The sequence below is a fragment of the Streptomyces sp. NPDC001828 genome (assembly GCF_042892175.1).
Lineage (GTDB): Bacteria > Actinomycetota > Actinomycetes > Streptomycetales > Streptomycetaceae > Streptomyces.
The window spans coordinates 33,842-58,746 of record NZ_JBIATV010000023.1 but is presented as its reverse complement, the minus strand read 5'-3'; the positions used below and the strand labels follow the sequence as shown (position 1 = coordinate 58,746).

General features: G+C 71.6%; 28 protein-coding genes. 13 read left to right on the top strand and 15 right to left on the bottom strand.

Annotated features, from left to right (window positions below; translation table 11 throughout):
* Positions 1-51: 51 nt before the first annotated feature.
* Together ACFYZA_RS39105 and ACFYZA_RS39100 are read left to right on the top strand one after the other, a co-directional pair.
* On the top strand, positions 52-468 hold the full coding sequence (locus ACFYZA_RS39105; RefSeq protein WP_388494999.1) for a hypothetical protein: 417 nt from the start codon (positions 52-54) through the stop codon (positions 466-468).
* Positions 465-617 carry a hypothetical protein gene (locus tag ACFYZA_RS39100; protein WP_365862299.1) on the top strand — a complete coding sequence of 51 codons (153 nt, stop codon included), beginning with the start codon at positions 465-467 and terminating at the stop codon, positions 615-617. The genes ACFYZA_RS39105 and ACFYZA_RS39100 overlap by 4 nt, the downstream gene beginning before the upstream one ends.
* Positions 618-888: 271 nt before the next feature.
* On the opposite strand, the gene ACFYZA_RS39095 is transcribed toward ACFYZA_RS39100, so the two are convergent.
* Together ACFYZA_RS39095 and ACFYZA_RS39090 are read right to left on the bottom strand one after the other, a co-directional pair.
* Entirely contained in the window at positions 889-1,635 is a 747-nt protein-coding gene (locus tag ACFYZA_RS39095; protein ID WP_388494998.1) for a hypothetical protein, read from the bottom strand.
* Between the two features lie 96 nt (positions 1,636-1,731).
* Positions 1,732-2,610, bottom strand: coding sequence for a hypothetical protein (locus tag ACFYZA_RS39090; RefSeq protein ID WP_388494997.1), 879 nt, complete (start codon positions 2,608-2,610; stop codon positions 1,732-1,734).
* A 342-nt stretch (positions 2,611-2,952) separates the two neighbouring features.
* On the opposite strand from ACFYZA_RS39090, the gene ACFYZA_RS39085 reads away from it, so the two are divergent.
* Together ACFYZA_RS39085 and ACFYZA_RS39080 are read left to right on the top strand one after the other, a co-directional pair.
* The gene (locus tag ACFYZA_RS39085) at positions 2,953-3,198 is read left to right on the top strand and encodes a DUF6372 family protein (RefSeq protein ID WP_388494996.1); all 246 of its coding nucleotides are present in this window, start codon (positions 2,953-2,955) and stop codon (positions 3,196-3,198) included.
* On the top strand, positions 3,198-3,422 hold the full coding sequence (locus ACFYZA_RS39080) for a hypothetical protein (protein WP_388494995.1): 225 nt from the start codon (positions 3,198-3,200) through the stop codon (positions 3,420-3,422). The genes ACFYZA_RS39085 and ACFYZA_RS39080 overlap by 1 nt, the downstream gene beginning before the upstream one ends.
* Before the next feature lie 50 nt (positions 3,423-3,472).
* Here ACFYZA_RS39080 and ACFYZA_RS39075 read toward each other — a convergent pair whose 3' ends face one another.
* The 3 genes from ACFYZA_RS39075 to ACFYZA_RS39065 all read right to left on the bottom strand — a co-directional run bounded on the left by ACFYZA_RS39075 (position 3,473) and on the right by ACFYZA_RS39065 (position 5,945).
* Positions 3,473-3,694 (bottom strand): hypothetical protein, encoded by a 222-nt coding sequence (locus tag ACFYZA_RS39075; protein ID WP_331720852.1) that lies wholly within the window; start codon positions 3,692-3,694, stop codon positions 3,473-3,475.
* Positions 3,695-3,825: 131 nt separating this feature from the next.
* Entirely contained in the window at positions 3,826-4,527 is a 702-nt protein-coding gene (locus ACFYZA_RS39070; protein WP_388494994.1) for a hypothetical protein, read from the bottom strand.
* A gap of 245 nt (positions 4,528-4,772) precedes the next feature.
* Complete coding sequence (locus ACFYZA_RS39065) at positions 4,773-5,945, bottom strand: hypothetical protein (protein WP_388494993.1); 1,173 nt, start codon at positions 5,943-5,945, stop codon at positions 4,773-4,775.
* Positions 5,946-6,229: 284 nt separating this feature from the next.
* Here ACFYZA_RS39065 and ACFYZA_RS39060 point away from each other — a divergent pair, with 284 nt between their 5' ends.
* A complete protein-coding gene (locus ACFYZA_RS39060) occupies positions 6,230-7,114 on the top strand; it encodes a phosphotransferase family protein (RefSeq protein ID WP_388494992.1) in 885 nt (294 codons plus the stop codon).
* On the opposite strand, the gene ACFYZA_RS39055 is transcribed toward ACFYZA_RS39060, so the two are convergent.
* The 5 genes from ACFYZA_RS39055 to ACFYZA_RS39035 are packed head-to-tail and all read right to left on the bottom strand — an operon-like array spanning position 7,075 to position 13,134.
* A complete protein-coding gene (locus ACFYZA_RS39055) occupies positions 7,075-8,367 on the bottom strand; it encodes an ATP-grasp domain-containing protein (RefSeq protein WP_388494991.1) in 1,293 nt (430 codons plus the stop codon). The genes ACFYZA_RS39060 and ACFYZA_RS39055 overlap by 40 nt on opposite strands.
* A complete protein-coding gene (locus tag ACFYZA_RS39050; protein ID WP_388494990.1) occupies positions 8,364-9,515 on the bottom strand; it encodes a glycine amidinotransferase in 1,152 nt (383 codons plus the stop codon). The genes ACFYZA_RS39055 and ACFYZA_RS39050 overlap by 4 nt, the downstream gene beginning before the upstream one ends.
* Positions 9,516-9,542: 27 nt before the next feature.
* Positions 9,543-10,517 (bottom strand): aspartyl/asparaginyl beta-hydroxylase domain-containing protein, encoded by a 975-nt coding sequence (locus ACFYZA_RS39045; RefSeq protein ID WP_388494989.1) that lies wholly within the window; start codon positions 10,515-10,517, stop codon positions 9,543-9,545.
* A gap of 14 nt (positions 10,518-10,531) precedes the next feature.
* Positions 10,532-11,938 (bottom strand): peptide ligase PGM1-related protein, encoded by a 1,407-nt coding sequence (locus tag ACFYZA_RS39040; protein WP_388494988.1) that lies wholly within the window; start codon positions 11,936-11,938, stop codon positions 10,532-10,534.
* Between the two features lie 26 nt (positions 11,939-11,964).
* The gene (locus ACFYZA_RS39035; RefSeq protein ID WP_388494987.1) at positions 11,965-13,134 is read right to left on the bottom strand and encodes a cytochrome P450; all 1,170 of its coding nucleotides are present in this window, start codon (positions 13,132-13,134) and stop codon (positions 11,965-11,967) included.
* A gap of 368 nt (positions 13,135-13,502) precedes the next feature.
* Between ACFYZA_RS39035 and ACFYZA_RS39030 the strand changes: the two genes are divergently transcribed.
* The 5 genes from ACFYZA_RS39030 (at position 13,503) to ACFYZA_RS39010 (ending at position 17,650) form a co-directional block, all read left to right on the top strand.
* Complete coding sequence (locus tag ACFYZA_RS39030; protein WP_388494986.1) at positions 13,503-14,822, top strand: XRE family transcriptional regulator; 1,320 nt, start codon at positions 13,503-13,505, stop codon at positions 14,820-14,822.
* 83 nt (positions 14,823-14,905) lie between these two features.
* The gene (locus ACFYZA_RS39025) at positions 14,906-15,229 is read left to right on the top strand and encodes a hypothetical protein (protein WP_388494985.1); all 324 of its coding nucleotides are present in this window, start codon (positions 14,906-14,908) and stop codon (positions 15,227-15,229) included.
* Positions 15,229-16,326, top strand: coding sequence for a tyrosine-type recombinase/integrase (locus ACFYZA_RS39020; protein WP_388494984.1), 1,098 nt, complete (start codon positions 15,229-15,231; stop codon positions 16,324-16,326). The genes ACFYZA_RS39025 and ACFYZA_RS39020 overlap by 1 nt, the downstream gene beginning before the upstream one ends.
* 138 nt (positions 16,327-16,464) lie before the next feature.
* Positions 16,465-17,190, top strand: a complete 726-nt coding sequence (locus tag ACFYZA_RS39015) for a SpoIIE family protein phosphatase (protein ID WP_388494983.1) — start codon at positions 16,465-16,467, stop codon at positions 17,188-17,190.
* 127 nt (positions 17,191-17,317) lie between these two features.
* The gene (locus tag ACFYZA_RS39010; protein WP_388494982.1) at positions 17,318-17,650 is read left to right on the top strand and encodes a hypothetical protein; all 333 of its coding nucleotides are present in this window, start codon (positions 17,318-17,320) and stop codon (positions 17,648-17,650) included.
* A 33-nt stretch (positions 17,651-17,683) separates the two neighbouring features.
* On the opposite strand, the gene ACFYZA_RS39005 is transcribed toward ACFYZA_RS39010, so the two are convergent.
* Positions 17,684-18,283, bottom strand: coding sequence for a hypothetical protein (locus ACFYZA_RS39005; protein ID WP_388494981.1), 600 nt, complete (start codon positions 18,281-18,283; stop codon positions 17,684-17,686).
* A 109-nt stretch (positions 18,284-18,392) separates the two neighbouring features.
* Entirely contained in the window at positions 18,393-18,818 is a 426-nt protein-coding gene (locus ACFYZA_RS39000; protein WP_388494980.1) for a hypothetical protein, read from the bottom strand.
* A 211-nt stretch (positions 18,819-19,029) separates the two neighbouring features.
* On the opposite strand from ACFYZA_RS39000, the gene ACFYZA_RS38995 reads away from it, so the two are divergent.
* The 3 genes from ACFYZA_RS38995 to ACFYZA_RS38985 all read left to right on the top strand — a co-directional run bounded on the left by ACFYZA_RS38995 (position 19,030) and on the right by ACFYZA_RS38985 (position 21,386).
* On the top strand, positions 19,030-20,280 hold the full coding sequence (locus ACFYZA_RS38995; protein ID WP_388494979.1) for a hypothetical protein: 1,251 nt from the start codon (positions 19,030-19,032) through the stop codon (positions 20,278-20,280).
* Between the two features lie 78 nt (positions 20,281-20,358).
* Positions 20,359-20,718: a hypothetical protein gene (locus ACFYZA_RS38990; protein ID WP_388494978.1), complete on the top strand. Its 360-nt coding sequence runs from the start codon at positions 20,359-20,361 to the stop codon at positions 20,716-20,718.
* A gap of 119 nt (positions 20,719-20,837) precedes the next feature.
* The gene (locus ACFYZA_RS38985; protein ID WP_388494977.1) at positions 20,838-21,386 is read left to right on the top strand and encodes a hypothetical protein; all 549 of its coding nucleotides are present in this window, start codon (positions 20,838-20,840) and stop codon (positions 21,384-21,386) included.
* Between the two features lie 34 nt (positions 21,387-21,420).
* On the opposite strand, the gene ACFYZA_RS38980 is transcribed toward ACFYZA_RS38985, so the two are convergent.
* From ACFYZA_RS38980 to ACFYZA_RS38970, 3 genes are read right to left on the bottom strand one after another with little or no spacing between them, the layout of a single operon-like run.
* Positions 21,421-22,044, bottom strand: a complete 624-nt coding sequence (locus tag ACFYZA_RS38980) for a hypothetical protein (RefSeq protein ID WP_388494976.1) — start codon at positions 22,042-22,044, stop codon at positions 21,421-21,423.
* A complete protein-coding gene (locus ACFYZA_RS38975) occupies positions 22,041-23,405 on the bottom strand; it encodes a hypothetical protein (RefSeq protein WP_388494975.1) in 1,365 nt (454 codons plus the stop codon). Before ACFYZA_RS38975 ends, ACFYZA_RS38980 begins: the two co-directional genes overlap by 4 nt.
* Positions 23,402-24,778, bottom strand: coding sequence for a hypothetical protein (locus ACFYZA_RS38970; protein ID WP_388494974.1), 1,377 nt, complete (start codon positions 24,776-24,778; stop codon positions 23,402-23,404). The genes ACFYZA_RS38975 and ACFYZA_RS38970 overlap by 4 nt, the downstream gene beginning before the upstream one ends.
* Positions 24,779-24,905: the final 127 nt, after the last annotated feature.

Sequence of the window (24,905 nt, the reverse complement as noted above, 5' to 3'; positions counted from 1 at the left end):
GCCGCGATACCCTCGCTTTTCCGTTGGCTGCAACCAACAAGAGGGGTTCCGTTGACGACGTACGACGTCGACATGTTCGCCGCTGAAGTCGAGCAGCTCGTCCGCCAGGCCGACGAGGTCCAGGGAACGGACCGCGTCGAGCTCCTGGCGCGCGCGGCCAGCAGTGCCATAGATCCCCTGCGGCGTATCGAGCTGCTGATGCTCGTAGCGGATGCCGCGGGCCGCGCCGCCCACGGCGCCGCTGGGGCCGCCCGGCAGGGCGTGGGCAGGCCGGGGAACGCCCCGGTCACCTACGAGCAGATCGGCATGGCGGCGGGCCTGTCCCGTGACGTCGTTTACCGGCAGCACACCCACGGGGCGGCCCTGTCCTGGCCGGCCGCGCGGCGGGGAGTGCACAACGGGCGAACCGTCTCCAGCCGGGAGGCGGCACCGGCCAAGCCGGACACAAGGGGAGAGGCAACTGCATGAACGAGGATGAAATCGCGCGAGGGGTCGCGCGTGGGCTCCAGGCCCATGAACGCCGCCGCGCCGAAGGGCAGGCCCGTTCCCTGCTCGCGGGCCTCGCCATTCTGGCGACGGTCTTCGTCGCCTTCATCGTGGTGGTGACGTACGGATGACCGCAGGCTTCGACGTGCACCTCTTCCTCATCAACGGCCAGCCCGATCCGGCTGTATGCCCCTGCCCCCGAGCCGCGTGCGGCGGCCTCGCCAGAATGCTCGATGAGTGCGACACGCACCGCCCGCGATCGGGAGACGCGCCGATCATGGGCTTCAAGCAAGTCGCCCGGTGCTGCCCGTCGGAACAGCCCGCGACGGCGTAGGACGAACAGCGTGAAGGCCCGGACCGAGTGATCGGTCCGGGCCTTCGTCTTGCGAGCGGGCGGGGCGGTCATTCGCCCGCGTCAAGGTCCACTAGCTGGGCCGCCGCGTCCAGGACGTTCGCCGCCTGCTCCGTGGCCGCCGGGGGCTGTCCCGCTTTCTTCGCGTACGCCCGCGCCTCACGCACGACGCCGCGTACGTACACCAGGAGATTCGCGCGCTCGGAGGCGCTGCGGCGGTCGTCCACGGCTTCGGCGAGCTGCTCCCACCAGAACCCGTCATCGTCGGGGTCGGTGGGGATCTCTTCGGCCTGATGATGCTTCAGCAGGGCCCGCGCGACTGCGTCCAGCTCTGCGTAGCGTGCTTCCCCGGCGGCGATGAACTGGGCCTCAGCGATACGGGCCTCCATGGCCCGCCGGTCGATGAGGTGCGCGACCTGCGGCTGCCGCCGGTCGCCGGGGCGGCCGTTGACGGCGACGTACAGCCGCTTGCGGAGGTTCATGGCGCTGCCCGGGTTCGGTTCGCCGAGCCGGTCGAGATACCGGAGTGTGAGGGCCATCTCCTTCCAGGAGGTGCCGCCGGCGCGTGCGTCGTCGATCGCGGATAGCTGGAAAGGGTCCGCAGCGAGGCGCAGCCACTCGGCCAGCTGCATCCGCAGCACCGCCGCCTCCCGGTACGCCTCCCCCTTGAGCCGGCTGGCGTACTCCTGGGCGAACTGGAGCACGCCGAACAGTTCGTGATCGCCGGGCCAGCGTTCCAGATACAGCTCGTCCTTGCCGGTTTCGCGGTGCAGCTCGTACAGCCGCGCGGCCAGCACCCGGGGTTGCTCCTCGGGAGCCTGCCGTGCCGGGCGCGTTTCGCGGGCGGTCGGTGGCGGGGTCCTGCGTGGGCGTCGCATCGTTCTCGTCCCGGATCAGAGGTGCTTGGGCGCGAGGGCCAGGCGGTGACTGTCCTCCAGGGCGGCGACGGCCTGCGGGGGGACGACGAGGATTCCGTCGAGGAGCGTGCGGGCCTTCGCGTACATGCTCCGCCGCTCATGCTCGCTGCCCGAGCCAGTGTCCAGCGCCGTGGTGAGGAGTTTGCGGGCCTGCTCGGCCGCGCTCCGCTCGGCAGGAGGGAGCTGTCGCAGGCCGGTGCGACGGGCGTGGTCGTCCGCCGCCTGCCACGAGGTCCGTAGTGCGGCGACGGCCCTCTGGTAGCGGTCGAGGTCGTCACCGAGCCTGGCGTCGTCCGCCGCGGCGAGGGCCTGCACCAAGGCCGCCGTCGCCGGCACGCTCACGTCGCCCAGGGATGGCCGGTCCAGCCACTCCAGGACGTCGCCGAGGTAGTCCCCGTACGCGGCGGCCACCGTGTCGTGTGAGCGCTCCAGGGCCTGCCGTCGCCGCCGCTTCGTGATCCGGTGACGTCGTACGCCCCAGAGGCCCCACCCGGTCAGCGCGGCGACCGCCACGCCACCGAGGGCCAGGCCGCCCCACATAAACACGTCGACCAGGTCGGCGCCGCCGGTCTCGGCAGTCTTCGGGCCGGGGGAGGGGGTGCGGTCCGACCCGCCCGTCAGTACGGAGAGGGCCCCGCTGATGACGCCGCAGCCGAGGCTGAGGGCGATGCCCTGGTAGATCAGCCGCCCGGCGTTCGCGGCCACGTAGGAGTTCTCGGACTGCCGGGCCAGGACGAGGCCGACGGTGCCGGCCGCGGCCACCAGCACCCCCGTGCCGACGCCGAGCCAAAGACCCCACTCGAACCAGGCCGTGGCGGTCTCGGTGACTCCATGAAGACTCTCACTGGTGCGCACGCGTACGTCCTCCGGTTGGGTTGACGACGGGCTTGTCCAGCACGCCGATTCTTCTGGAAAGCCGCTCTGACCTGCATGTTCTTGAGGTGAGGCGTCCGCCCCGGGGGCGGTCGCATTCCGTAGCGTACCGCCTCCAGCGCGTTTTTTTCCTACTAGGAAATGGCATGTGCACGACCAGAATTCGGATCACGAGGGACCGCGCATAACCGGAATTATGCGTGGCCTTAGCGATCTTGGAAATGGGCGTCGGTGCGCCGCCGGAGTCGAGGGGTCGGCCCGGTTCCGTCCCCTTGATGTCTACGGCCCTGCCATGCTTGACACTCACCGCGAAGGGAGTCCGTCGTGACCGGCGAGTCCGATAGCCCCGTCCTCACGATTCGGATGCGCTGGATGTTCGGCTGGGAGCAGCACCGGCCGGGCGGCTGCCGCTGCCTGTGCCGCATGTTCCACAACATCCCCGGTACCGGCGTCTGCCTGGCTGCCGCCGAGCCGGGACTGTTCATCCGAGTGGTGACCGCCACCCAGTCCGATGGGCCGCTGACCGTCTGCCGCGACTGCTACACGGCGCTGGCGCCGCTCGCGGACTGATGCCCACCCTCTGGCGGACCGTGCTGGCCGCACTCACCGATCCCGCAGCTGCCGACCGCGACCAGGTCCTCGCGCTCGGCGCCGCCGACCTCGCGCTCGACCAGAACTCCGCTGCGAGCTCCGGCGACGTGCAGGACATCGCCCTCGCGGAGTTCGGCATCGCCCTTGACCCGCGCACTGCAACGGCCGCGCTCACTGCCCGCCGGGCGCACCGCTCCGGCTGATCCCGGTGCAAAAATTCACACCGACCGTGGCGAGAAGGCAGCCCCGCGACCTACCGGGTGGGCTCCCATGTCTCCGGGCCGGCGCCCCGCCACTCAACGAACCCCGGGTCGGTCAGGTCCACGTCCTCCGCTTCCTCCATCCCCGCCGCGGCGAGGAAGGCCCGGATGTCCGAGGGGCGGTGCGCTACACCGATCGCGACGCCGTCGTAGCGGACTCGGCGCCAGCCGTTCTCATCAGGCGGATACACGACCAGCTTCGCGGCGGGGGTCATCCCCCCAGGCTCAGCCCTGTCCCTGGTGTCCGCACCTCGCGCCGCCCGCCCGGGTGGCTGTCCGCGCACGCGAAAGAACCCCGTACCGGAAGCCGGTACGGGGTTCTTCAGGTGTGGCCGTCAGTGGCAGGTCAGTCGACGCCGGGCACGGCTACGGGGTTGTCACCCAGGTAGCCGAGGCGGGCGTCGACGTTGGCCTCCGCCGTCCGCAGCCGCTTCGTGTGGGGCCGCTCGGAGATCCGGCCGTTCTTGGTGACGCAGTGCTCGCCCGACCCGACGTCGCAGGTCTCGCACTCCAGCGCCAGGACCTCGATGTCGACCGCCGCGTCCCGCTCGCGCCGCCGCCGGGCCTGGGCCGCCTTGGATTCCCAGATCACCCGCATCCCCGCCATGGCCTTCGGGTAGGTGGTCGTCTCCGCTCCCGGCATCCGGGCACCGTGGGCGAGGTGGATCAGCTGTCGCGCCGTGGGTACCACGGCAGGCCCGCCGAAGTCCTCGCGGTCCGTGCCACGGGCTGCGGCTCCCCATGGATCGCCGACGCCGGAGAACTTCGTGGCCAGCGGAACGTCGCCCTCGACGATCCGGGCGAGCTTGCCGGCCTCGTCGCCGATCTCCCGCAGCTGCCCGGCCTTCGAGCGCAGCGAGTCGATCATCGGCTCCAGCTCGACCGGGGTGGCGGGCGTCTCGGCCGCGAACGCGATCTGCCGCAGCCGCAGCTCGATCGCAGCGAGCTCCACCGCGATCTCATCGAGCGTGATGTTGCGGCCCTCCATCAGGTGGGCGACCTCGGACTCCGCAGCCGTCTCGTAAGCGGTGTCGTTGTGGTTCAGCAAGTCTTCTCCAATTCGGGAGCTCGGCCCCCTGGTACGAGATTTCGAGTGGTTGAGCCGGTCGGAGTGCCATCCCCTTCCAGCAAGGAAAACAATACCACCTTTGGGGCTCCTTGTTCGTGGTTCCGGGTGGATCTGCGGGGAGTTGAGGCGCGGCGCAGTCGGCGGCCAGTGGGAACGCAATGGCGGACGGGCCCGATGTGGGCCCGCCCGCCATGTGGGGTGTTGGAGTGTGCTGCTCGTGCGGTTCAGGCTCCTTCGAAGGTCTCGCCGTCCAGCTCCGAGCCGTCCGGCTCGTGCTGGAGCGTGCTCGTGCCGTCTGCGGAAATGTCGATGTAGTCAGGGCGTTCGCGGCGGCGGGGGAGGAACTTGTCCAGCCAGCCCCGCGGCTCGACATCGGCCGGATACATGTCCACGGCCGCCAGGACGTCGAGCTGCTCCTTGGACAGCAGTTCCGCCCAGTCCGACGGGTAGATGGCACTGCACCACAGCTGAAGCTCGCCCTGCTCGATCACGACGCTGAAGGGGCTGTTGCGTACGCCGGGCCGGTAGCGGATGCGGTCCTGCAACCCCGTGGCGGTGTCCCGGTTGAGGTAGACCCGGGCGACGCGAGGGCCCGCCGCCCAGGGGTACGTCTCCGGCTTCGTCAGGATCTCGTCGACCCACGTGCGGAGCCCGAGAGGGTCGCCGGCGGGGGTGGTCCGGCCGACGGGGGTCCAGGGGCGGCCGCGACGCAGGCGCGCGACGAGGTGCCCACCGGTGTACTCCAGGTTTCCCCCGCAGTGGTGCAGGCTCTCCTCGCTCGTCCGGACGACACCCTGCTCGATGTCGAACTCGATGAACCGGTAGTTCAGGACCTCGCGGGCGACCTCCTCACGCCAGCCGAGTTCTTGCAGCAGCCGGAAGCTGTTGCTGGGCCCCGTGCCGCCGTACCCGGCCAGGCATTCCTCTACCCCCAGCAGCTCGCCCTCCGCGTTGCGCAGCAGCATGTTCGGCGCCGAGATCCGCGTACCGTCGGCGAACGCCTTCGGGTGCCGTCCGGACTCCAGCAGGATGTCGGTCTCGGTGAAGGCCGCGGTCGCGCCGGTGACGTGACCGAAGGCGCCGCTCTTGACGTACCGCGCCGCCTCGGAGGCGGAGAGGACCGGGACTAGGCGCGTCGGGTCCACCGGGTAGGCGTCCCTCCCCGCCCGCTCGATCATGCTCTTGATCACCGGGTGGGTGACCCCCAACTCCCGGGCCAGCGTGCGCCGGCTGGCCTCGGCCCTCGCCTCCTTGTGGGACTGGGCGAACTCATCAAGATCGGCGACATCGCGGTCCCGCTGTCGCTCCGCAGCGTGCAGCTCCCGCTTGAGGGTCTGCACCTGGCGGTGGCTGGTTCGGACATTGGTCAACCTACGGCTCAGCTCTCCCTTATCCATGATCGGAAAGGTAAGCTCTCGATGAGTGGAAAGCAAGGTATCCATACATGGAAAGCCTTCGGAGATTGGGAGTGAGGCGTGTGCGCGGTTCTCGCGGTTCGGCGGCCCACGAGGAGCTGCGAAGCGTAGGTTGCGGAGGGCAGGATGACGCGCGTCCAGGACGGTGCACACAGGTGAGTGAGATGGACTTCCAGCCGGTCGAGCGCTCTTCGGAAGAGTTTCAGCAGCCCCTGACAGCACGGGAGATCGAAGCGGTCTGTCGCCGGGCTTTCGGTCCCTCGGCCGTGGTGACCTCTGCGGTCGAGCTGGGCGTGGGCATGTACAACAACGTCTATCGCCTGACCCTGGCCGGGCAGCCCCAGCCTGTGATCCTGCGCGCCGCGCCACCGGAGAGCCGCCAGTTCCGCAGCGAGCACCAGCTGATGCGCAACGAGTACGCGAGCCAGCCGTGGCTGGCTGTGATCGCGCCGCTGATGCCGCAGGTGCTCGCCGCGGACTGGTCGCACGAGGTGATCGCCCGGGACTGGATGATCCAGACCCACCTGGAAGGTGTCCCGGCACCGGAGCACCTGGGAACGTACCCGCGTACCGCGTGGCCGACGTTCTTCCGGCAGATGGGAGCCGTCACCCGCTCCGTGCACGACGTGCGGGGCCCACACTTCGGTCCCGTCGGCGGACCGGGGCACGGGACGTGGAGCGAGGCCGTGATCACCTCGTTGGAGGAGATCGCCGCCGACCTGGACGGCGCCGGCCTGGACGCGGCCGACGTACGGAAGGTCGCCGCAGTGGCCGCGCACGACCGTGCCCTGCTCGACGAGGTCACCGAACCGAGGCTGCTGACCGGGGACCTCTGGACCGTCAACGCTCTGATGGACCCGGCAGCCCCGGAGCCGATGATCACTGGGGTGCTGGACTTCGACCGGACATGGTTCGGTGACCCGGCCGCTGACTGGACCATCCGCATGGCCACGGCCAAGGAAGACGAGCGGACCGCGTTCTGGGATTCCTACGGTGCGCCGGACCGCTCGCCCGCAGCGATGTGGCGGGCACGGGTCTACGAGGCCCGGCACCTGGGCGCGATCCGCCTTGAGCGCCACCGGCTGGCCAAGGCGGACGCGGTCCGGGACAGCTACGGCGCGATGGCCGAGGTGCTTGCCGGCCTGACCTGACCGGCGTTCTCCGGAGCTGGTTCCACGTGGATGCGGACCCGCCGCAGGAGAGCGTCGGCCCGCTCCTCGACTTCATCGGCATCAAGACCGGTGACCACGAACGACCCCAGCCGGTGACCGTTGGCGCCCGGCTCGCGGACGAGGCCGCCGATTGCCGCACGCCAGCGGACGAACGGAACGCCCGGCCCCGTCCGCGGGAAGCCGTAGAGCGACGTCAGCCGCCCGGCGTGCGGACTGGTCACGAACCGCACGGTTGCATATCCGAGGGCGGAAGGGGCGAGCGCGGCCGGACGGCCGAGGGCGACATCGAGCAGGGCGGCCCACACGTCGATGCCCAGGGCGTGCTGGATCAGGAGCCCGATCTGCCCGGCGGCGAGGCGGGCGCCGATCTCGATGATCATGCACCGCCCATCCCCACTGACGATGACCTCTGTGTGCGAGGCCCCGTGCCTGATCCCAGCCGCGCGGATGGCCGCTTCCACCTCCCGGTACACGGCTGCCTGGACGGCCGGGGGCAGGGAGACGGGCAGGCTGTGCCCCGTCTCCACCCTCTTCGCGCCGCCGGTCACCTGCTTCCGGGTCACGGCGAGGTGCGTCGTGACACCGTCCTGCGTGAAGGATTCGACGCTGTACTCCGCCCCAGCGGCGTACGCCTGGACCAGAAGGCCCGAGTCGCCACCGCTCCCGTACATGCCCACTGCCTCACGGGCGACATCGGCGGCCGCGCTCACGTCGACCGGGTCGGTCACCACAGTGACGCCGACGGAGCCCGCCCCGGACCGCGGCTTGACCACGCACGGGAAGCCGACCCGGGGGTCTGCCAGCGCGGCCCGCAGTTCAGCATCGCTTCGAACGAGGACCGTGTGCGGGGCGCGGACCCCGGCCGCCGCGAACGCCCCGGCCATGGCGGCCTTGTCCCGGGCCGCTCTTGCCCGGACGGGATCGTTGCCGGGCACCCCCAATTCGGCGCAGAGCCGCGCGGCGAGTTCGGTCAGGTACTCGTTCACGGTCAGCACCGCGCCGACACCGCGCCGGCGCGCGAACGCTGCGATTTCGTCGAGAGCCCGGCTGGGCCGGGCGAAGTCGGTGACGACTCGCCCGGCCAGCAGACCCTTCAACTCGGGCCTGTAGTCCGCGTACGCCGCGGCGGTGGTCGCGGCGTGGACCTGGTGCCCGCGGGCGGCGGCCGCCGTGGCGAGGAGACCCGCCTCGGGGCCGGCCGCGTCCAGCAACAGCACGCCCGGGAGGCTCACGACAGGTAGTCCTCGAAGCCGCCGGTGCGGCGGGTGTCCAGCGTGAAGCAGTGGAAGCCGCCCCCGAACAGGCGCCGGTGCCGGTGCCGTACGGGCACCACGTCGAAGCCCTCGGCCTCCAGCAGCTTGACCAGGCCGGTGCACTCCTCGTTGACCAACACCGTGTGCTCGTCGACGGAGAGCACGTTGAGGTCGATGTACGGACTGGTGAGGACCAAGTCCTCGTAGTCGTCGTACACCGGGAACGCGCCCGCGTCCGGCTCCGGCGGCACGAGGTAGCGCCACGAGCGCAGCGGCTCGGGCATCAGGTCCCGGATGCCGTCGTGGCGGGCCAGGAAGACCCCGGGCTTCAGGGCGAGCACCATGCTGTCGATGTGGTTGTCCGCCATCCGCCATACCCGGTGGACGCGGTACTCGTGGCCGAGGTGCCTCTCCAGCCACTCGGCACCCCGAGTGTGGTTCTCCTGCGCGACGTTGACGACCAGGTCGCGGCCCAGCCGCAGCACCTGCGCGCCGTCCAGCATCATCTCCACACCGACGTCGTACGGGCTCGGCCGCGGGTCCTCGATGGCTTCCGTCGGCCCGCCCAGGGTGGTCGCGGTGTCCCGGGCATACGACAGGTCGAACGAGTTGTCGGTGAGGGTCGGGCGGGGCATCGTCGTCCACCGCGCGCCCTCCTCCCAGTAGGCATTGAAGACGGGGGAGAGGAGCCGGGTCTCCAGGTAGCGGGATCGGATCGCGGGCGGAGTCTCGATGATCTGGTTGCCGAGGATCAGCGTGTTGTCCCGGACGTTCAACGCCGGGGTGGGGGCGGCCTCCCACCCCAGGCCCGCGATGTTCTTCGCGTCCGGGGGAAGGGGCAGCGGCCGGTGCACGGCGACCCCGAGACCGGCGAGGACGCCCGCCAGGGCCTCCACGTCCTCGTGCAGCTCCTCGGCGTACCGCGCCTTGATGGCCCAGCTCTCCCGGTGGCCGGCCGCCGCCTTCGTCAGGCGCGGATAGGCCCAGTCCGACCGGAAGCCCTTCAGGTTCTCGTGGTGGAACAGCTCGAAACTGACGTCGCGGTCGTGCCCTACGTAGTTGGCGGCGGACCCGACGATGACCTCCTTGAGCGGGGTGAAGTCGTCGTGACTGTTCAGGCGGGGCATGGGCGTTCCTCTCGGGTGCGGTGCGGGTCAGGGGGTGCGGGGCGCTGCGGTCACATGCCGGTCGGCAAGGGCGCGGCCGCGGCGGACCCGCAGGGTCAGGCCGGTGCCGTCCTTGTCCGGCTGGAGGGTGCGCTGCTCGCTCCAGCCGGAGAACCGGAACTCGGTGCCATCGGCCGGGACGAGGGCGAAGGTGCGCCCGGCGATTGTTAGGGCGAGGACGCCGTCGGCGCGGTCGATGCGGGCGGGAATGAGGGAGCCGTCCAGCGGGGCGGGTGCGTCGAAGTCCGCGAATCCGGACGGCAGCAGCGCCTCGTACGGCAGTTCACCGGGCCATGCGGGGGCCTCAGCCGGGCTCGTGTGGTTGAGCAGGATCTCGCCGCGGGTCAGCAGGTCCTGCCAGGAGTCGGGGAACCAGGCTGCAAGGTCGGCGGTGAGCAGGGCGTCGATGACGACGTGGACCCGGGTCACCGTCTGGCTGGTGTTGCGCACCAGGTGCTCGCGGGAGAAGTCGCCGTACCAGCAGGTGCCCGGCTGCCAGCAGTGTTCGACGCCGTCCAGGACTAGGACGGCGCCCGGGTCGGTGACCACGGGGATGTGCAGGCGCACGATGCCCCGGTCCAGGCGGTACTTGGGGTCGCAGTGCGGGTTCGAGACGGCTCCCGGCCCCAGCGCCATCAGGCGCACTGCGTTCAGCGGGGCGGGGACCGAGTCCAGGACCTCCGCGAGGTAGGGCAGGTGGTCAAGCCAGCGCGTCGCCTTGAACGGCTCCGGTCCGGGGCCGCCCGGGTCGGTGCGCTCCGGGTCGCCGCCGAGGCTGCGCAGGGGCAGGACCCGCCAGTCGATCGCGGCGGGTTGTCCGACCTGGCCGCCGTAGGTGTGGGTGCGCTGCACGTTCCAGGTGTGGGCGGTGACGGCCGCGAGCTCGGCGGCCAGTCGGTCGGAGTCGAAGACGGGGCGGAGCTGGGCGGCTTCGGCGGCCGACGTGAGCGATGTGGTGGTCATGGGTGGGCTCCCGTTCAGGAGGAGAAGGACACGGTGCCGGTGCCGATGTGCTGGCTGGCGTCGTAGGTGCCGGCGGGCACGCTCGCGAACCGTGCGTCGAGCCGGTCGAAGGCGACCGCGTGGCCTTCGGCGGGGTCGTAGGCGAGGCAGAACACGAACTGCGCCGGGGCGCCCGCTTCCAGGGGGATGGCGGGCATCGACACGATCACCCCGGTCCGGGTGGCCGGGTCGTACGCCAGGCCCAGCTCGTCGAGCGCGGCCAGGAAGGCGTCGAAGGAGGGCACCGCCCAGGTGGGCGGGACGTGGTACTCGACCACCTGCCGTGCCGGTTCGGCCGTGACGTCGACGATGCCGTGGGCGATCGACTGGTAGATGTGCAAGGACCCGGAGACCTGGGCGTTGACCTCCGTGAACACCACGTTCCCGCCGGGCAGGACCAGGGCGTCCGCGCTCAGGTGCCCGCGGTAGCCGAACGCCCGGTACGCGTCGGCCAGCCGGGCCCCGCCGTCCAGCAACGCCGCTCGCGTCGGCTCCGTGACGCCGTCGAGCGGTACGACCTGGTGGCTCAGTCGCCGCCCGACGTACAGCAGGCGCCCCGTCTCGGTGGCCCGGGTGCCGTCGTTGGAGGCGTAGTGCTCGGAGTACACCGCGTCGGCGCCGGGCGCGAACTCCTCGATGACGACCGGCCAGCGGCCTTCTCCGCTCGCCCACGGCCACCGCTCGGCCCAGTACGCGGCGATGCCGTCCGCGCCCGGGGCCAGGTGGTGCAGGTGCCGGGCACCGACGTGGTCCACGGCCATACCGGGGTCGCGTACGAGGAGCTGGTTGCCGACGCCGGCCCCGTTGTGGGCCTGCTTGACCACGACTGCCCCGGACGTGGAGTCCTTCAGCAACGCGTCGGTCGCTTCGGTCGCTTCGGCGCGGCTGCGGCAGATGCGGCCCGGCAGGATCGGCACCCCGGCTGCCGCCGCCACGGCCCGGAAATTCGCCTTGTTGTTCCCGATCTCCCCACCGCCCTGCCCGAAGAACGCCGCGCCCGGGAAGCGGTCCGACAGGCCCAGGGCGTCGGCGAGCCGCGCCACGGCGGCCGACGGCCACAGCGCGAACACCTCGCTTACCGCCCCCGGCCCGCCTGGACCGAGCGCGGCCCGCACCTGCTCCACGAACGCGGGCACGGTCAGGGAGGAGGGATCGAGCAGCCGGTCCCCCCAGGCCCCAGGCGGCGCGGTCAGCACGGTCAGCTCCTCGCGCTTCACGCCGGTGTGGGCCAGGGCGTAGTCGACGAATGCCGCATCCGGCTCGCAGCACAGGACGAGCAGGTCACCGGGGCGGGCGAACCAGAGCAGGCGCTGGGTCCAGGCCCGCATGTCGTGGCGCTCGCGGATGGACGGATCGATGTGGTTGCCGATGAGGATGCGCACAGCGGACTCCTGGAGGTGGGCGGAGGTCAGGGGAGGAGGAGAGCGGGCAGCGTCTCGAAGGCCCGCATGGTCGCCGTGCGGCGCCGCACCCCGTCGCCGGCAGCAGCCAGACGGGCGGGCTGGTCGTTCAGCGCCGCGACCAGGGCGCGCAGCCCGGCCTGGGCAACGGTCGTTCCGATGCAGGCGTGCGGCCCCCATCCGTAGCCGAGGTGGCGGTTCGGGGAGCGGTCCAGTACCAGCGCGTTGGCCCGCGCGAAGGCGTCCGGGTCGCGGTTGGCCGCCGCGAACAGGGGGACGATCTTCTGCCCCGCCTCGATGTCGACGCCGCCGATTCGGCAGGGGTGCACGGCCGTGCGGGTGGTGCCCTGTACCGGCCCGTCGAAGCGCACCAGCTCGTCCACGCCCGTGGCCAACAGCGCCGGGTCCCGCATCTGTTCAAGGGCGCCGGGGTGGGCGAGGAGGGTCTGCACGGCGTTGCCGACGGCGGCCGCCATCGTGCTGTAGCCGCCCTGGAACATCACCCGTGCCGTGTTCTTCACGTACAGCTGGGTTAGCGCCCCTGAGTCGGGAGGCGCAGCCTTCCGCACCTGGGCCAGCAGGCCGGGCCGGGTCGAGGTCGTGAACCAGGAGTCGACCAGGTCGCTCAGCTGCTGGCGGGCGATGCGTCCCGGCTCGACGAGCGCCGGGTTGAGGCCGCCGTCCATGCTCCGCATGATCGCGTCCGACACCGCGGCGAACTTCCCGTACGGCGGGGGCTCGACGCCGAGCAGGTCGGCCACGGCTGCCACGGACAGCGGCACCGCGATCTCGGCCATCACGTCGAACGTGCCGCCCCCGGCCAGCTGGCCGAGCCGTTCGCTTACCAGTCGGCGGGCGCGGCTCTCGATGCCGGTCAGGTCCTGGGCGCGCAGCGCCGTCATGAACAGTGAGCGGACGTGGCTCTGCTGCGGGGGATCGAGCGTCTGCACGCTCAAGGACGGCTCCGGCACTGTGCCCCCGGTGCGCCTCGGGTCGCGGGCAAAAGACGCGTGGTCGCGCAGAACGCGCACGCTGTCCGCGTACCGGGTCAGTGCCCACGAGTCCATGCCTGCGTGCCAGAACACCGGCTGACACATCCGCAGTTCGGCCAATACCGGGTACGGGTCGCGCAGGATCTCCGCGGCCAAGGGGTCATAGCGGTCAGTCACGGACGGCATCGCGGGTCCTCTCCAGAGCGGGAGAGGCGGGCCCGCCGCAGCAGGCCCGCCCCGGGGGTTTCTCGGAATCAGTGGTCGTACGACATGGCGACCCCTCCCTGTGCGTTGGTGACGGTGGCGTCCGGGCGGTGATGAAGCCGGTCGGGCCCTCGCTCGCGGGGCGGGGGAGATGCAGCCCGGCGAGCGGGACAAGGCCCGTTGGGAACGGTTTCGTCGCCGCGCTCCGCCCCTCACGCGGGGTGCCGGGCGGAACACGACGAGTACAGCGGGCGCCGGCCCCGGGGCACAGAGGAAATCCCTATCCCCGCCCTATCCCCGGTCTTCTGGAACAGCTCTCCCGGGCGCGGAGAGGGTGGTGCAATGGGCGGGTGGACGACGAAATCCGCCACCCCCTCGCGCACGCCAGGAACGAGCGCGGATGGTCGCAGGAGGAGCTGGCCCGCCGTATCCGGCTGGCCGCCGCGCGTCGTGGCCTGCGCTCGGGAACCAGAGGGTCACGGGTCTCCAAATGGGAGACCGGCCGCGCCGAGCCCGACGAGGACGAGTCCCAGCCGCTCATCGCCGAGGTGTTCGGTATCGACTACGCGGCCGTCGCCCATCTCGGCTGGCCCAACTGGCTCCCGGGCCAGGACAAGCCGCTGCCCTTGGGGCCGCACAATGCCGTTCCCTCACTCCGAGAGGCCCTGATGACCTCCCTGGACCGCCGGTCGTTCATCGCCTACACCAGTGGATCGCTGGCCGCTCTCGCCCACCAGTGGGCCGTCACTGAGCCCGGCCGGTTCGCACGCTTCGCCGCGCCCGGTGAAGTCGATGCCGAGATGCTCGACTGGCTGGAGGAGACCGGGGCGGAGCTGATCCGCCTCGCCACCGAACGCAGGCGCCGCACCCGCCATCTGCTCGACGCGCACCTGAGTACCGTCACCGAGTTCATCAGCGAGTCCCGCTACACCTCGGCCGCCGGGCAGCGGCTGCACACCCTGGCCGCTTCTCTCTCGCAGGCCATCGCCTGGCAGCACTTCGACGAACGCCGCCACGCTTCCGCCGGCCGCTTCTGGCACGCCGCTCTCCACAACGCCCACACCGCCCATCAGCGCGACCTCGGCGCGGGCATCCTCTCCGACCTTGCGTACCAACTCCTGTGGCTCAAGGACGCCCGTACCGCAGCGGACATCCTCGAACACGCCATTCCCCGTACTCAGCACCCCGCAGCGCGGTCCCTGCTTCACCTGCGGCAGGCCCGCGCGCTCGCGGTCCTCGACGAGGACGGGCTGTGCCGCCGGGCCCTCACCGCTGCGGAAAAGGCCCTCGACACTCCGTCGTACGACCCGGCCCCCGCCTGGTGCTCGTGGATGTCCCACGCCGATCTGGCCGCAGACAGCGGCCGGTGCCTCGCGGACCTCGGTCATCACCGCCAAGCCCACCACCTCATGGACGAGGGCATTGCCCTGCTGCCCGTCACCCGCTCCAAGACCAGGTCCGTGTTCCTGACCTACCAGGCCGAGACCTACCTCCGCGACGGCGAACCCGACATCGCCGCGGTGACAGCCACACGCTCACTCGACCTGGCCAGCCGGATCGACGCTCCCCGCTGCGTGACGATGATCCGCGATCTGGAGCCTGAGCTGTCGCGGTACGCCCAGACCCCTCCTGTCGCCGAGCTGCTCGAACGACTCCGAGCCACCGGCTGACCGGACGGTTCGAGCCCGGCAGGGGCGCCCGCTGCTGTCCGTCCTCGCAGGTAGCTTTGGGGGCCGAGAGCAAGGAGGGGCACATGACCGACGGGGAAACCGCCCTGAAGTTCCAGCTGATCGTCCAGGACGAGGCCGCCCTGGACCGAGACCGCGCTCTGGTTGCCTTCCTCAAGGCCCGGATTGCCGAGCGGGCGAAGGCGGCGGAGGAGGAAGAGGAGCGTCTGCTGGCCGGGGTGAACCGGAGCCTGCTGGAGTTCGAGGAGAAGTTCGAGCACCCGCACCGCGACGACGACCGGCACAGCTTCTTCGCCGGGCAGATGCAGGCTCTCGGCTGGTCGCTGCGCTGTATCGCCTTCGCCGCGTTCTCCGAGCACCCGGACTTCCGACAGGACTTCCGGCCGTGATGCCCCGCCCGGAGGTCGCCCAGCGTCCCGCCGGCGACGTCATGCGGGCACCGACCCGGGCGGAGGACGCCTTTGCCAAGATCCGCGAGGATCTCGGGCAGGTGGCCCCGCGCGACCCGAAAGACCGCAAACTGGGGCCGCGCCGCTACCGCATGGACATCCTGCGCGACATCTGCACGGCCGAGGCGTTCACCACCGTCATGAGCTGGCTCGCGTCCTCCACGATCCCCAGCATCAACACCAAGCGGAACTATGCCGACGACCTGCGGTTCTGGCATGGATTCGCCCAGGAGCTCGGGCACGAGCGGTTCTACATCGGGTGCATCACCCGCGGGGACGTGACGACCTGGCGGCTCAGCGAGGAGAAGCGAGAGCGAGCGAACCGCAGCATCGCCCGCCGCCTGTCCGCACTGTCCTCGCTGACGGCGTTCGCCGCCGAGGAGTCGCAGACCTACATCCCCAACCCGGTCACCCGCCACAACCGGCCGAAGATCGACCGGCACGACGAGACCACCGCCACCCCGATGCTGGAGATCGAGGAGTACGCCAGCCTCTTCGACTGGGCGGAGTGCCTGCGCGACGTGGTCGTGACCTCCCTCGTCTACGTCTTCGCCGGCCGCGTCAGCGAGTGGTGCGAGGCCGACGTCACCGACTTCCGCGACGGCCGCAAGCCCGTGATCGACCTGACCCGCAAGGGCAACAAGGGCAGGCAGTGGGACATCCCGCACATGCTCGCCGAGCTCCTGGTCCTCCTCGTCGACGGCCGGACCAAGGGGCCGCTGCTCCTGGACTCCGAAGGCCGCCGCCTGGACCGCCACGACGTCGACCGCATCCTGACCCGGCTCGGGAAACGCGCGGGAGTCCTCACCGGCCGCGACCTGACCCCCCACGTACTGCGCGTCAGCCGCCTGACCCACATGCACGACGACGCCACCCCACTGGAGGAGATCCAGGAGTTCGCCGGACACGACGATCCAGCGACGACGCTCTCGTACATCCGCCGCCGCGGCGACCAGGAACGCCGGGCCCGGCACGCGGCCGCCGGTGTCGACAAGATCAGCAAGCAGCTAGGGCGCTGGCTCACCCTCGCGGCCTGATGCTCCCGGGAATCGCCTCATGCGTCACATCAGCCTCAGTTTCGGTAAGTAGCGCCATCTAGCGCCGTCTTCTTTCGCCGCTGGCCTTACGGGGGAGCGGGCCGCCCGGTCCGCTCCCGCGAGGCAAGGGAGAAGACGATGGTGGAGAAGACCGAGAACGCCGTGGACACCGGGGCGGTCGTGGTGGGGCGGGCCCAGCGGCCTGGGACGGAACCGCCGTGCGCGGACGGGGCGGACGTCCAGCAGCGCGGCGCGATGGTGTGCGCCGCGGTGGTCGACGGAGCGGGCCACCACCCGGACGTGGTCAGGTACGCAGCGCTCGCCCCGGCGGTGATCACCCACATCGGGCTGGCGGCGGGCGGCCTGGCCGGGCTGATGACCGCCGGACAGATGGCCACGGCCTACGACCGGCCGCCGCACGTGTCCGCGGTCTACGCCTGCATGGAGCCGGGCGAGGCGGCCAGCGTCCACTGGATCGGGGACTGCCGGGCGTACGGCTGGGACGGGGCCGCGCTCACCCAGTGGTCGACCGACCAGACGATGGGCCAGTGGCTGCGGATCAACGGCGGTTCGGCGGTGGAGCTGGACGCCGAGCTGCATGACAACTGGGCCCGGCTCGGGTTGGCGCAGGCGTCCGCGGCGACGTGCCGACAGGTGCAGATCCCCGAGGAGGTCCGCCTGGTCCTGCTGGTGTCGGACGGGGTCTCGGACCAGGTGGACGCGGAGACCTGGACGGCCCTGTGCCGCGCCCACCAGGACGCCCCGCAGGACCTCGCGGACGCGCTGGTCGCCGCTGCGGAAGAGGACTGCGAGGGGTACCGCGACGACTGCACGGTGATCGCCCTGCTCCGCACGGCCGCCTGATCGAGCCGCGCCGGCCGCGCCGGACCTGGACGACCGGCGACCCCGGCGGCTGATGCCTCCGTACGGGGGCCGCCCGTCTGCTCCCGAGGGTGCCCGTCCGCCGGGCGCCCTCGGGCATGGTGTCGCCATGAGTGAGACTTCTTTCTCCCGGGAGACGGCGGAAGCCGTCGCTGAGGCCGTACGCCCGTGGCTGGACAAGGACGCCGGGGAGCCCCCGCCGGCCGCCGCTCTCGTCGCCGCGCTGCGGGCGGCCGAGGCCGAACACGGCGGCCGCCAGCGGGATCTGTGGGGTCACGCGGCCGGGAACGCGGCCTGCGCGATGAGCTCCGGGGACGACCGCAGCGCCCGGTGGCTGTGGGCCACTGTCCTCGACTACGTCCGGCTGGCCGCAGCGCCGCAGGGGGCGGCTGTCCCTCGTTCGAGTGGAACCCTGCACGCCGCTCAGGTCACCCTCGCGTGAGGGTGCCGAGGAGGACGTGGACGGCGGGCCGGGTCAGCGGCAGCCGTAGGAGCGGAGCAGGTCCCGCGACGCGTCGTCGGCCGGGGCCAGGGGGCGCGTGCCTCCGTTGACGGCGTGCTTCAGCTTGAGCACCGGGTACTTGTACCCCTTCGGGGTGTCCTTCGGGGCCGGCCCGCCCGGCCAGACCTCCATGCGGTCGTCGCCCTTGGCCGCCCAGGTGATGACGCTGGCCCGGTCGTTGCCGTACGGCGTCCCGGCCAGGCACTGACCCGGGCCGCCGAGTTCCGCGAGGTACCGGCTCCAGGCGCTCATGAAGACGTGCGACGCGATGCTGTTCACGCCCCACACCGCGGCGAAGGCCAGGGCCAGCGAGATCACGGCGAGCTTCGGGGTCAGCGGGCGCCGCTGGAACTTGAGGAGGCGGGACAGGCCCCACCCGGCGGCGTAGCCGAGGGCGGCCGCGGCGCCCCACAGGCCGCCGGACAGCCACAGGTGATCGAACAGGAGCCGGGAGTGGGCGGTGACCGTGACGGCCGCCGCCGTGCAGCCGACGGCGCAGACGGAGGCGACGAAGGGCAGGCTGCTGTCCGGTGCCGGAGCGCCGAAGCGCGCCCTCACGGCCGGGTGCGTCACGGTCTACCTCCTGCGGGCGGATGTTCGTCCGGCAGCATCGCACGGGGCGCCGACACTCCAGCGCCCATGTCACCGAAAAGTTGACATGGGCGCACCGGGGGCGCGCTCCTCAACCGCTCCGCGTGATGCTCGCCAGACGGGCCTTCATCTCCTCGCCGACGTCGGCCTCCTTCATCCAGGCCGTCAGGCGGTCGTGGTCTTCCGCCGGCAGCGAGCCCTGCTGAAGACCGGAGTAGAGCAGGCCGCCCATCAGGGTCGACTGGACTGTCTCCGGCGAACACATCGTCGTCAGGAGCCCCTGAAACACCAGGGCCGTTGCTTCGTCACCGGCGCCGGAGGCATCGACGTACGCACGGAACAGCATCGACGCGCGCAGCTGGTCGGCGAGGACTTCCCGGTCCGCAGGGCTCGTAGCCGCCTCGGCCAGTAGGTGGTCCTCGATCTTCTTGGCCTGCTCCAGGTCACCGGCCATGAGGGCGTCGCGAAACGCCTTCACCTGCCGGGTCTCGAAGATGTCCGGCAACTCCATCGTCACGTGCGGTCCCCTCGTCGATCGTCTCCGACGAGGGTAGGGCGCAGGGCTTCCGCCGGACCGGGAGATTGACGGGAAGCGGCCTGATCTGGTGTACGGGCGGCGGGGACCCACGCCGAGTGAACAGGGCTGACGAGTTGACAGCCGATGGGGCAGAATGGCCAGCCGGCACAGGGATAATTAACCTGGAAATGTAGTCCCGGAAGGAGCCAGAGTGTCCACGAGCACTAACGAGGACCGCTATCCGGCGGTCGAAGAACTGCCCGCGCTGGTCCAGAAGGTGCTGGACGACCCGGACACCACCAACTCCGTCGCGGATCACGTCCGCTGGGTCCACCGCACCATCTGCAAGGCGCTGGAGCGGGAGGACTACAAGGAGCGGTACGGCACGTCGCTGCGGGAACTCCTCGGACCCGGGGCCACCGCCCTGTGCGAGCTGACCGAGAACGGCGAGCTGCGCCTGCGGGGATACAAGAACAACCCCAAGGGCGTGACCACCTCGCAGCGGCGCAGGTCGAGCATCCTGCGCCGGCTCGCCCGCGAGGCCGGTGTCCCCAGCGGCGCCATCTCCTACCCCAAGCCCCCCCGGAAGCCGACGATGCCCGCCTGGGCCCGCAGCCAGCTGCACAACGGGCTGAAGGCGCAGGTCGAAAAGCAGCCCTCCGATCCGGGCCTCGCGCGGATGCTCGTCGTCGTCGGCCTGGTCCTGGACGCCGCCCCCCGCACCGGCGAACTCTGCACCTGCGGCATCGCCGACCTCGCTCCCGATCTGTCCTGGGTGAAGATCATCCGCAACCCGCAGGCGATCACCTCGGACCTGCACCTCACCGAGGTCTGGCCGGTCTCGCCCATCACCCAGGCAGCGCTGGAGAACTGGCTGCCGATCAGGGCCCAGCTGATCGCGGGCCTGCAAGGCAGCAAGAACGCCCTGCTCGTCTCGCACGGCCACGGCGCCTACCGGCGCGGCACCCCGCTGGGCAGGAAGGGGCTCATCGAGAGCTACGTCGCCCAGGTCGGGGAGCTGAAGGGCGCGGTGACCGGAGTCGGCGGGAAGGGCTGGGAGCTGCCGGAGGGCCTGGAGCAACTGCGGCTCGGGGTTCAGGAACAGCGCAGCGCCTACACCGCCGAGCAGGCGGCCGGGGCGAAGACCCCGCACTGGGGTCCGGCCGTGGTGCTCAACCCCCTGCTGCCGGAGGACGTCGAGAAAAAGAAGACGGCCGCCGCGATGGCGAAGGCGGTCCAGGCCGTCGACGCCTTCCACGCCGCTCGCGCGTCTGCCGGCGACGAGACCGACCCCACGGTGCTGCGGGCCCGGCGCACCCTGCGGGAAGCGACGCGGGCAGCCTGGGCGCGGACCGACCACACCGCCACCCTCAAGCTGCTCCACCAGGCCAAGCTCGCCAACGACGACCTCGCCGCCGCGGGGTACAAGGAGCCGCTGCTGGACGCCCTGGAGCGGTCGTAAAAGCGGTCGATCATGGCGATACGCCTCGCGTAGGGTCCGAACCGATCAAGGTTCGTGATCAAGCACGGGGAGTTGTTGATGAAGATGAAGAGGTTGACCCCGGCGCTCACCGGCGCCGTCGCGGCAGGGCTGCTGATCCTCGCGAGCGGCACCGCCTCCGCCGCCACGGCGCAGACCAGCGCCACGACGGTGCAGGCGAAGGCCGGATGCGTCCTCAACCCGGCGGTGGCCCACGAGAGCGTCAAGATCCGCAAGACCACCAAGGTCAACGCCACTGCCCTCGGCCTTCTCCCGAAGGGCGCGAAGGCGACGTACGTGACCTGCGGCGTGAAGCTCGCAGACAACTACTCGCTCTGCGGCTGGAAGAACGACAACCGGTGGTCGTACATCACCTACCGGGGCATCAAGGGCTACGTGCCGCTCGCCTGCGTCGTGTAGTCCGGCCATCGCAGCAAGGAGTCCAGGGCCGCCACCCGTCAACTTGGGTGGCGGCCCTTCGGTGTGCTCAAGGGTGAACCGGCCCCACCCTGCGGGGCGAGGTCCGCCAGGATGTCCGCATGGCCAAGCCCGAGAACCCGTTCAACCTCGCCCTCACCTTCGTCGGCTCGTTCCAGATGGGCCCCGCCGAGCTGATCGAGTCCCTGCCGGTGCGGCAGCTCCTGCAATGGACGTTGACCACGGCGGCGCAGTCGCCGGACGAGGCCGGTGACCTCCTGGCGGCGGTGACCGCCGAGCTGGTGGCCCGTGACGAACTCCAGCTCTCCGCCGTCCTGCTGGCCCAGTTCTTCGCCCACGGCCAGCAGAGCGACGAGGACGGCGAGGCCGCCGCCGCGGCGTACCGCGAGCTCCAGCACGGCAACCACATCCCGGCCCTGCGGGTGGCGCACCTGCTCATCGAGGGGCAGATGCGCGGGGGAGAGGCGGAGGCCCGGCGCGTCTGGGCGGCCGAGGCCGGGCTGACGCAGGTCGCGTTCGGCGAGTGGAACCCGGTCCCGGCGAACGTGGTCCGGTGGCTGCTCGTCCTGAGCGCCCCGGTCGCCGGATGCCCGCGCGACCGGATCGGCGCCCTGATCCGGGCGCTGGAACTCGTCCCGGCCGCCGCCTGACCGCAGCCCGTCGACTGCGGCCGGGGCGGCTCGGTCAGTGACGACCCGCCAGGATCAGGGCGCGGGCATGGTTCTCCACGTACTCCTGCATCCGAGCCCCGTCGAAGCGGAAGGCATGGGCCAGCGTCACCGAAGCGAACCAGCCGCCGCACAGCAGCAGTTCGACATGGTCCCGCATCGCTGCGCCTGGCCGCGTCCACGCGACCACGAGCTCGGCGGCCCGCTGGTCCCTGGCCTCCAGCGCCGCCGGGTCGGCTGCACTGCTGTGGTGCAGCTCCTCGGCGAACACCGCGGCGACGTCGACGACGACCGAGTCCGCCGGATGCTCGACCGTCAGGCTGACCGGCTGCTCGCGCACCGTACGGGCCTGGACGTCGAGCCACCCGGTCACCGCCACCGGATCGCCGTCCTGCGTGATGGACAGACCGGCGACCGCCGTACGGCCCAGCGCGCACGCGATGGGCACGATCTCGGTCCGCAGGTCCGCGCCGCGCGCCCACGTCGACATGTAGCGCAGGCCCTCGCGGACCCCGCCCCTGGCCTGGTCCACGGTCTGCTCTAGGCCCTTCCCCTCCAGCGTTCCGCCCATCAGTGACCGCACCATCGTCAGGGCCGCCACCTGCGGGCCCACGGCCGCACGGACCGCGCTCCGGCTCATCGCTCGCCCCCGTCCTCGATGACGGCCGGGGTGCCGATCGGCAGGCCCGAACGCTCCGGGTGCCGTTCGGCGGCCAGGTGCGCCCCGTGGTCGTACGCGGTCACGTCGGCGGCGTGCATCCAGTGCATGGCCCGCCGCAGCCAGTCCGCCGCGGTGTAGTCCGGCATCCGGGTCTTCGAGCGGTGCCGCTGCCAGTGCCGTTCGCTGCCCAGCTCGCGGCGTACCTCCGGGAGCGTCTTGCCGTCGAGGGCGCCGAGGGCCCTCGCCTGCGCCAGGGCGTCGAAGGCGCGAGTGCCGCCCGCCGCCGCGGGCAACGCCGCCCGCGCCCCGGTCATCGCCTGGCGCACGCGCGACAGGGCGTACGCGAGCTTGGGCACCCGTTCCGGCTCGATGCCGAGCTGCGCGCGCACGGCGGCCGCCGACTCGGTGAAGGCGTCTTCGTCGACGTCGACCAGAAGCCCCTCGTCCATGCGGCGCCTGATCTCGCCCAGGATGTGGGTGCAGGCGCTGGTGAAGGTGTCGGCGAGCTCGTCGAGGCCGTCGACGGCGGCCGCGAGGTCGGCCGGAGTGTCGCCGGGCGTCTCCCAGTGCTGGCAGACGTAGCCGTGCAACGCCCGCTCCGCCGTCCACACGGCGGCCGCCGGGGTGTCCGCGACCGCGGGGAGCGCCCGCTGTACCGACCTGCCCGAGGCCCGCGCGCTGTAGCGCTTCTCCGGCACCGGCCCGAGCAGCTGCGCCGCGATCGGGTCCGCCGCGCTCTCCGCTGGCCGCTCCTCGCCGGGCGGCGGCATCGTGCCGCCCGGCAGTGCGCACCACCCGCCCGGCGGGTAGAGCACCGCTTCGGCCCGGCGCTGCTCCTCGGACGCCGCGATGATCTCCGGCAGGACCGAGACGGCGCCGGAGGCGTGGGCGGTGTGGCTGCTCCACTCCCGCAGCTCGTACAGCAGCCGCGACGCCGTGCTGAGCGTCTGGTCCACCGGGTTGTCCGGGGCCTGGCCGGGCTTCGGCCACTCGGGGATCAGGCCGTCCCCGTACGTCTGCACCAGGTTCCGGAACTGGGACAGGTGCAGGTGCGCCGCGTTGATCTGGCGCGCCATCATCACCGCGACCGTGGACGGCACTTCGGCGGGCCGGTGCTTCGAGGCCCTGGGCATGTCGGGCCCGTCATCCTCGGGGCCGGCGCTGCTCGGGGCCGAGCCGGGGCGGGTGTCGACCTCCAGGTAGCTGCGGCCGCCGCTGTAGGGGTCCGGCTCCGTCACGGTGAAGTGCTCTGCGAGCGCGTCGAGCAGGGCCTGCGTCGCTGCGTCGTCGCCGGTGATCCGTACGCGGGCGACCCCGGGCAGGGTCTTGCGGCCGCTCACGACAGCGTCCCGCGGACCGCGACCAGACCGCCCAGCACGTGGCCGGCTTCGGCGGCCCGGCTCACCGCTGCCAGCCAGTCGTCGCCCTGCCGGTCGCCCACGGTGCCCGCGGGCACGACCAGGAACAGCGCCGTGCGCTGGCGGGCCGCCTGCCGCCAGTTGCCCGGGGTCGCGTACCCGCCTTCCTGCCGGTACCAGGCTCCGCCGCCCGCGCGCATCACCGAGACCATCCGGCCGCGCTCGCACCGCAGGTGCCATCCGTCCAGCACCGGGAAGGGCCGCCCCCCGCTCAGGTCGACGGGTTTGAACCCCTCGGACAGGCGGGCTGCCAGGTACCCCTCGATCCCGTACTCGTCGGGCTCGCCCGGCTCGACGAGTACCAGGGGCACCATCCCGCCGCCCGGCTGCCGGGCGACGCTGAAGTGCGTGTAGTCGGCGTTCCGCGGGCCCGGCACGGTCGGCTTCTCCGGCTGGCGGTCCTCGGGGGCCACGTACAGGCCGCGGCGCTGGCGCTCCGCCATCAGCTCCGGCCACGGCCAGATGCGGGTACGGCCGCAGCCGGGATGCGTCCACACCGGATGCACCGTGTCGAGCTGGCGGCCGTCGACGGCCAGGGTCCGGGGGCTCACGCCCACGTGGACCTCCGGCTCCGCCGTCACGTCGATCGGCTCGTCACACAGGAAGCACACCACCGGGTCGCCCTCGGCGGACTTCTCCGCGTGCTCGACCAGGCCCTGCATCTCCTCCAGGCTCAGCAGCTGGTCGATGCCCGCGCTCATCAGGTAGGCGGTCCCGCTCGCGGCGGCGTAGCGGTGCGCGTCCTTCTCCTCCTCGCCCGCACCCGGGTCCGGGGCGCCGGCCTCCGTGGGCGGGGCGGTCCCGGCGGCGGCCGCCCACAGGTCGAGCGTGTCCTCCAGGAGCGCCTCCAGGTCCTCCTGGCTCAGCTCCTCGACCGCGGCGAGGACCGCCGGGCCGTAGCCGGGGCGCCCGGTGTCATGGGCCACGGTGTGGAACCGTCGGGTGGCTGGGGAGCACGTGGCGCCGGGGGAGGGGAGTAGCGAGTAGACGGTGCCGGCGAGGCTGGCGACGACGAGTCGGTCACCGGCGAGGACCTTGTCCGCGAGGCTGGCCTGGCACGGTCGGCACTTTGCCGCGCAGGCCCCGATCAGCGCGGAAGCCGTCTGCATGTCGGCCTGCCGGTCAGTGCCGAAGCCGGAGCCGTCGACCGGGCCGATCTCGGGGCCATCGTGACGGTGGGCGGTGCCCGACTGGGCGGAGGTGTACGAGGCGCCGCTGGCGGCCTTCTTGGCCTTGATCCGTTCCCGCTCCGCGTGGCTCTTGCGGCGGCGGTTCTTCTTCTCGATCTTCGACACAGCTGACTCTTCTCGGCGCGGCACGGTCCCATGACCCGGCGCGCACGAGATCAGCGCACGACGGAGGAGGTCGTCGTTGAAGACGACGGTGAGGAACTCGTGCGCTGGCGCGCTGCCTGTTCGGCAA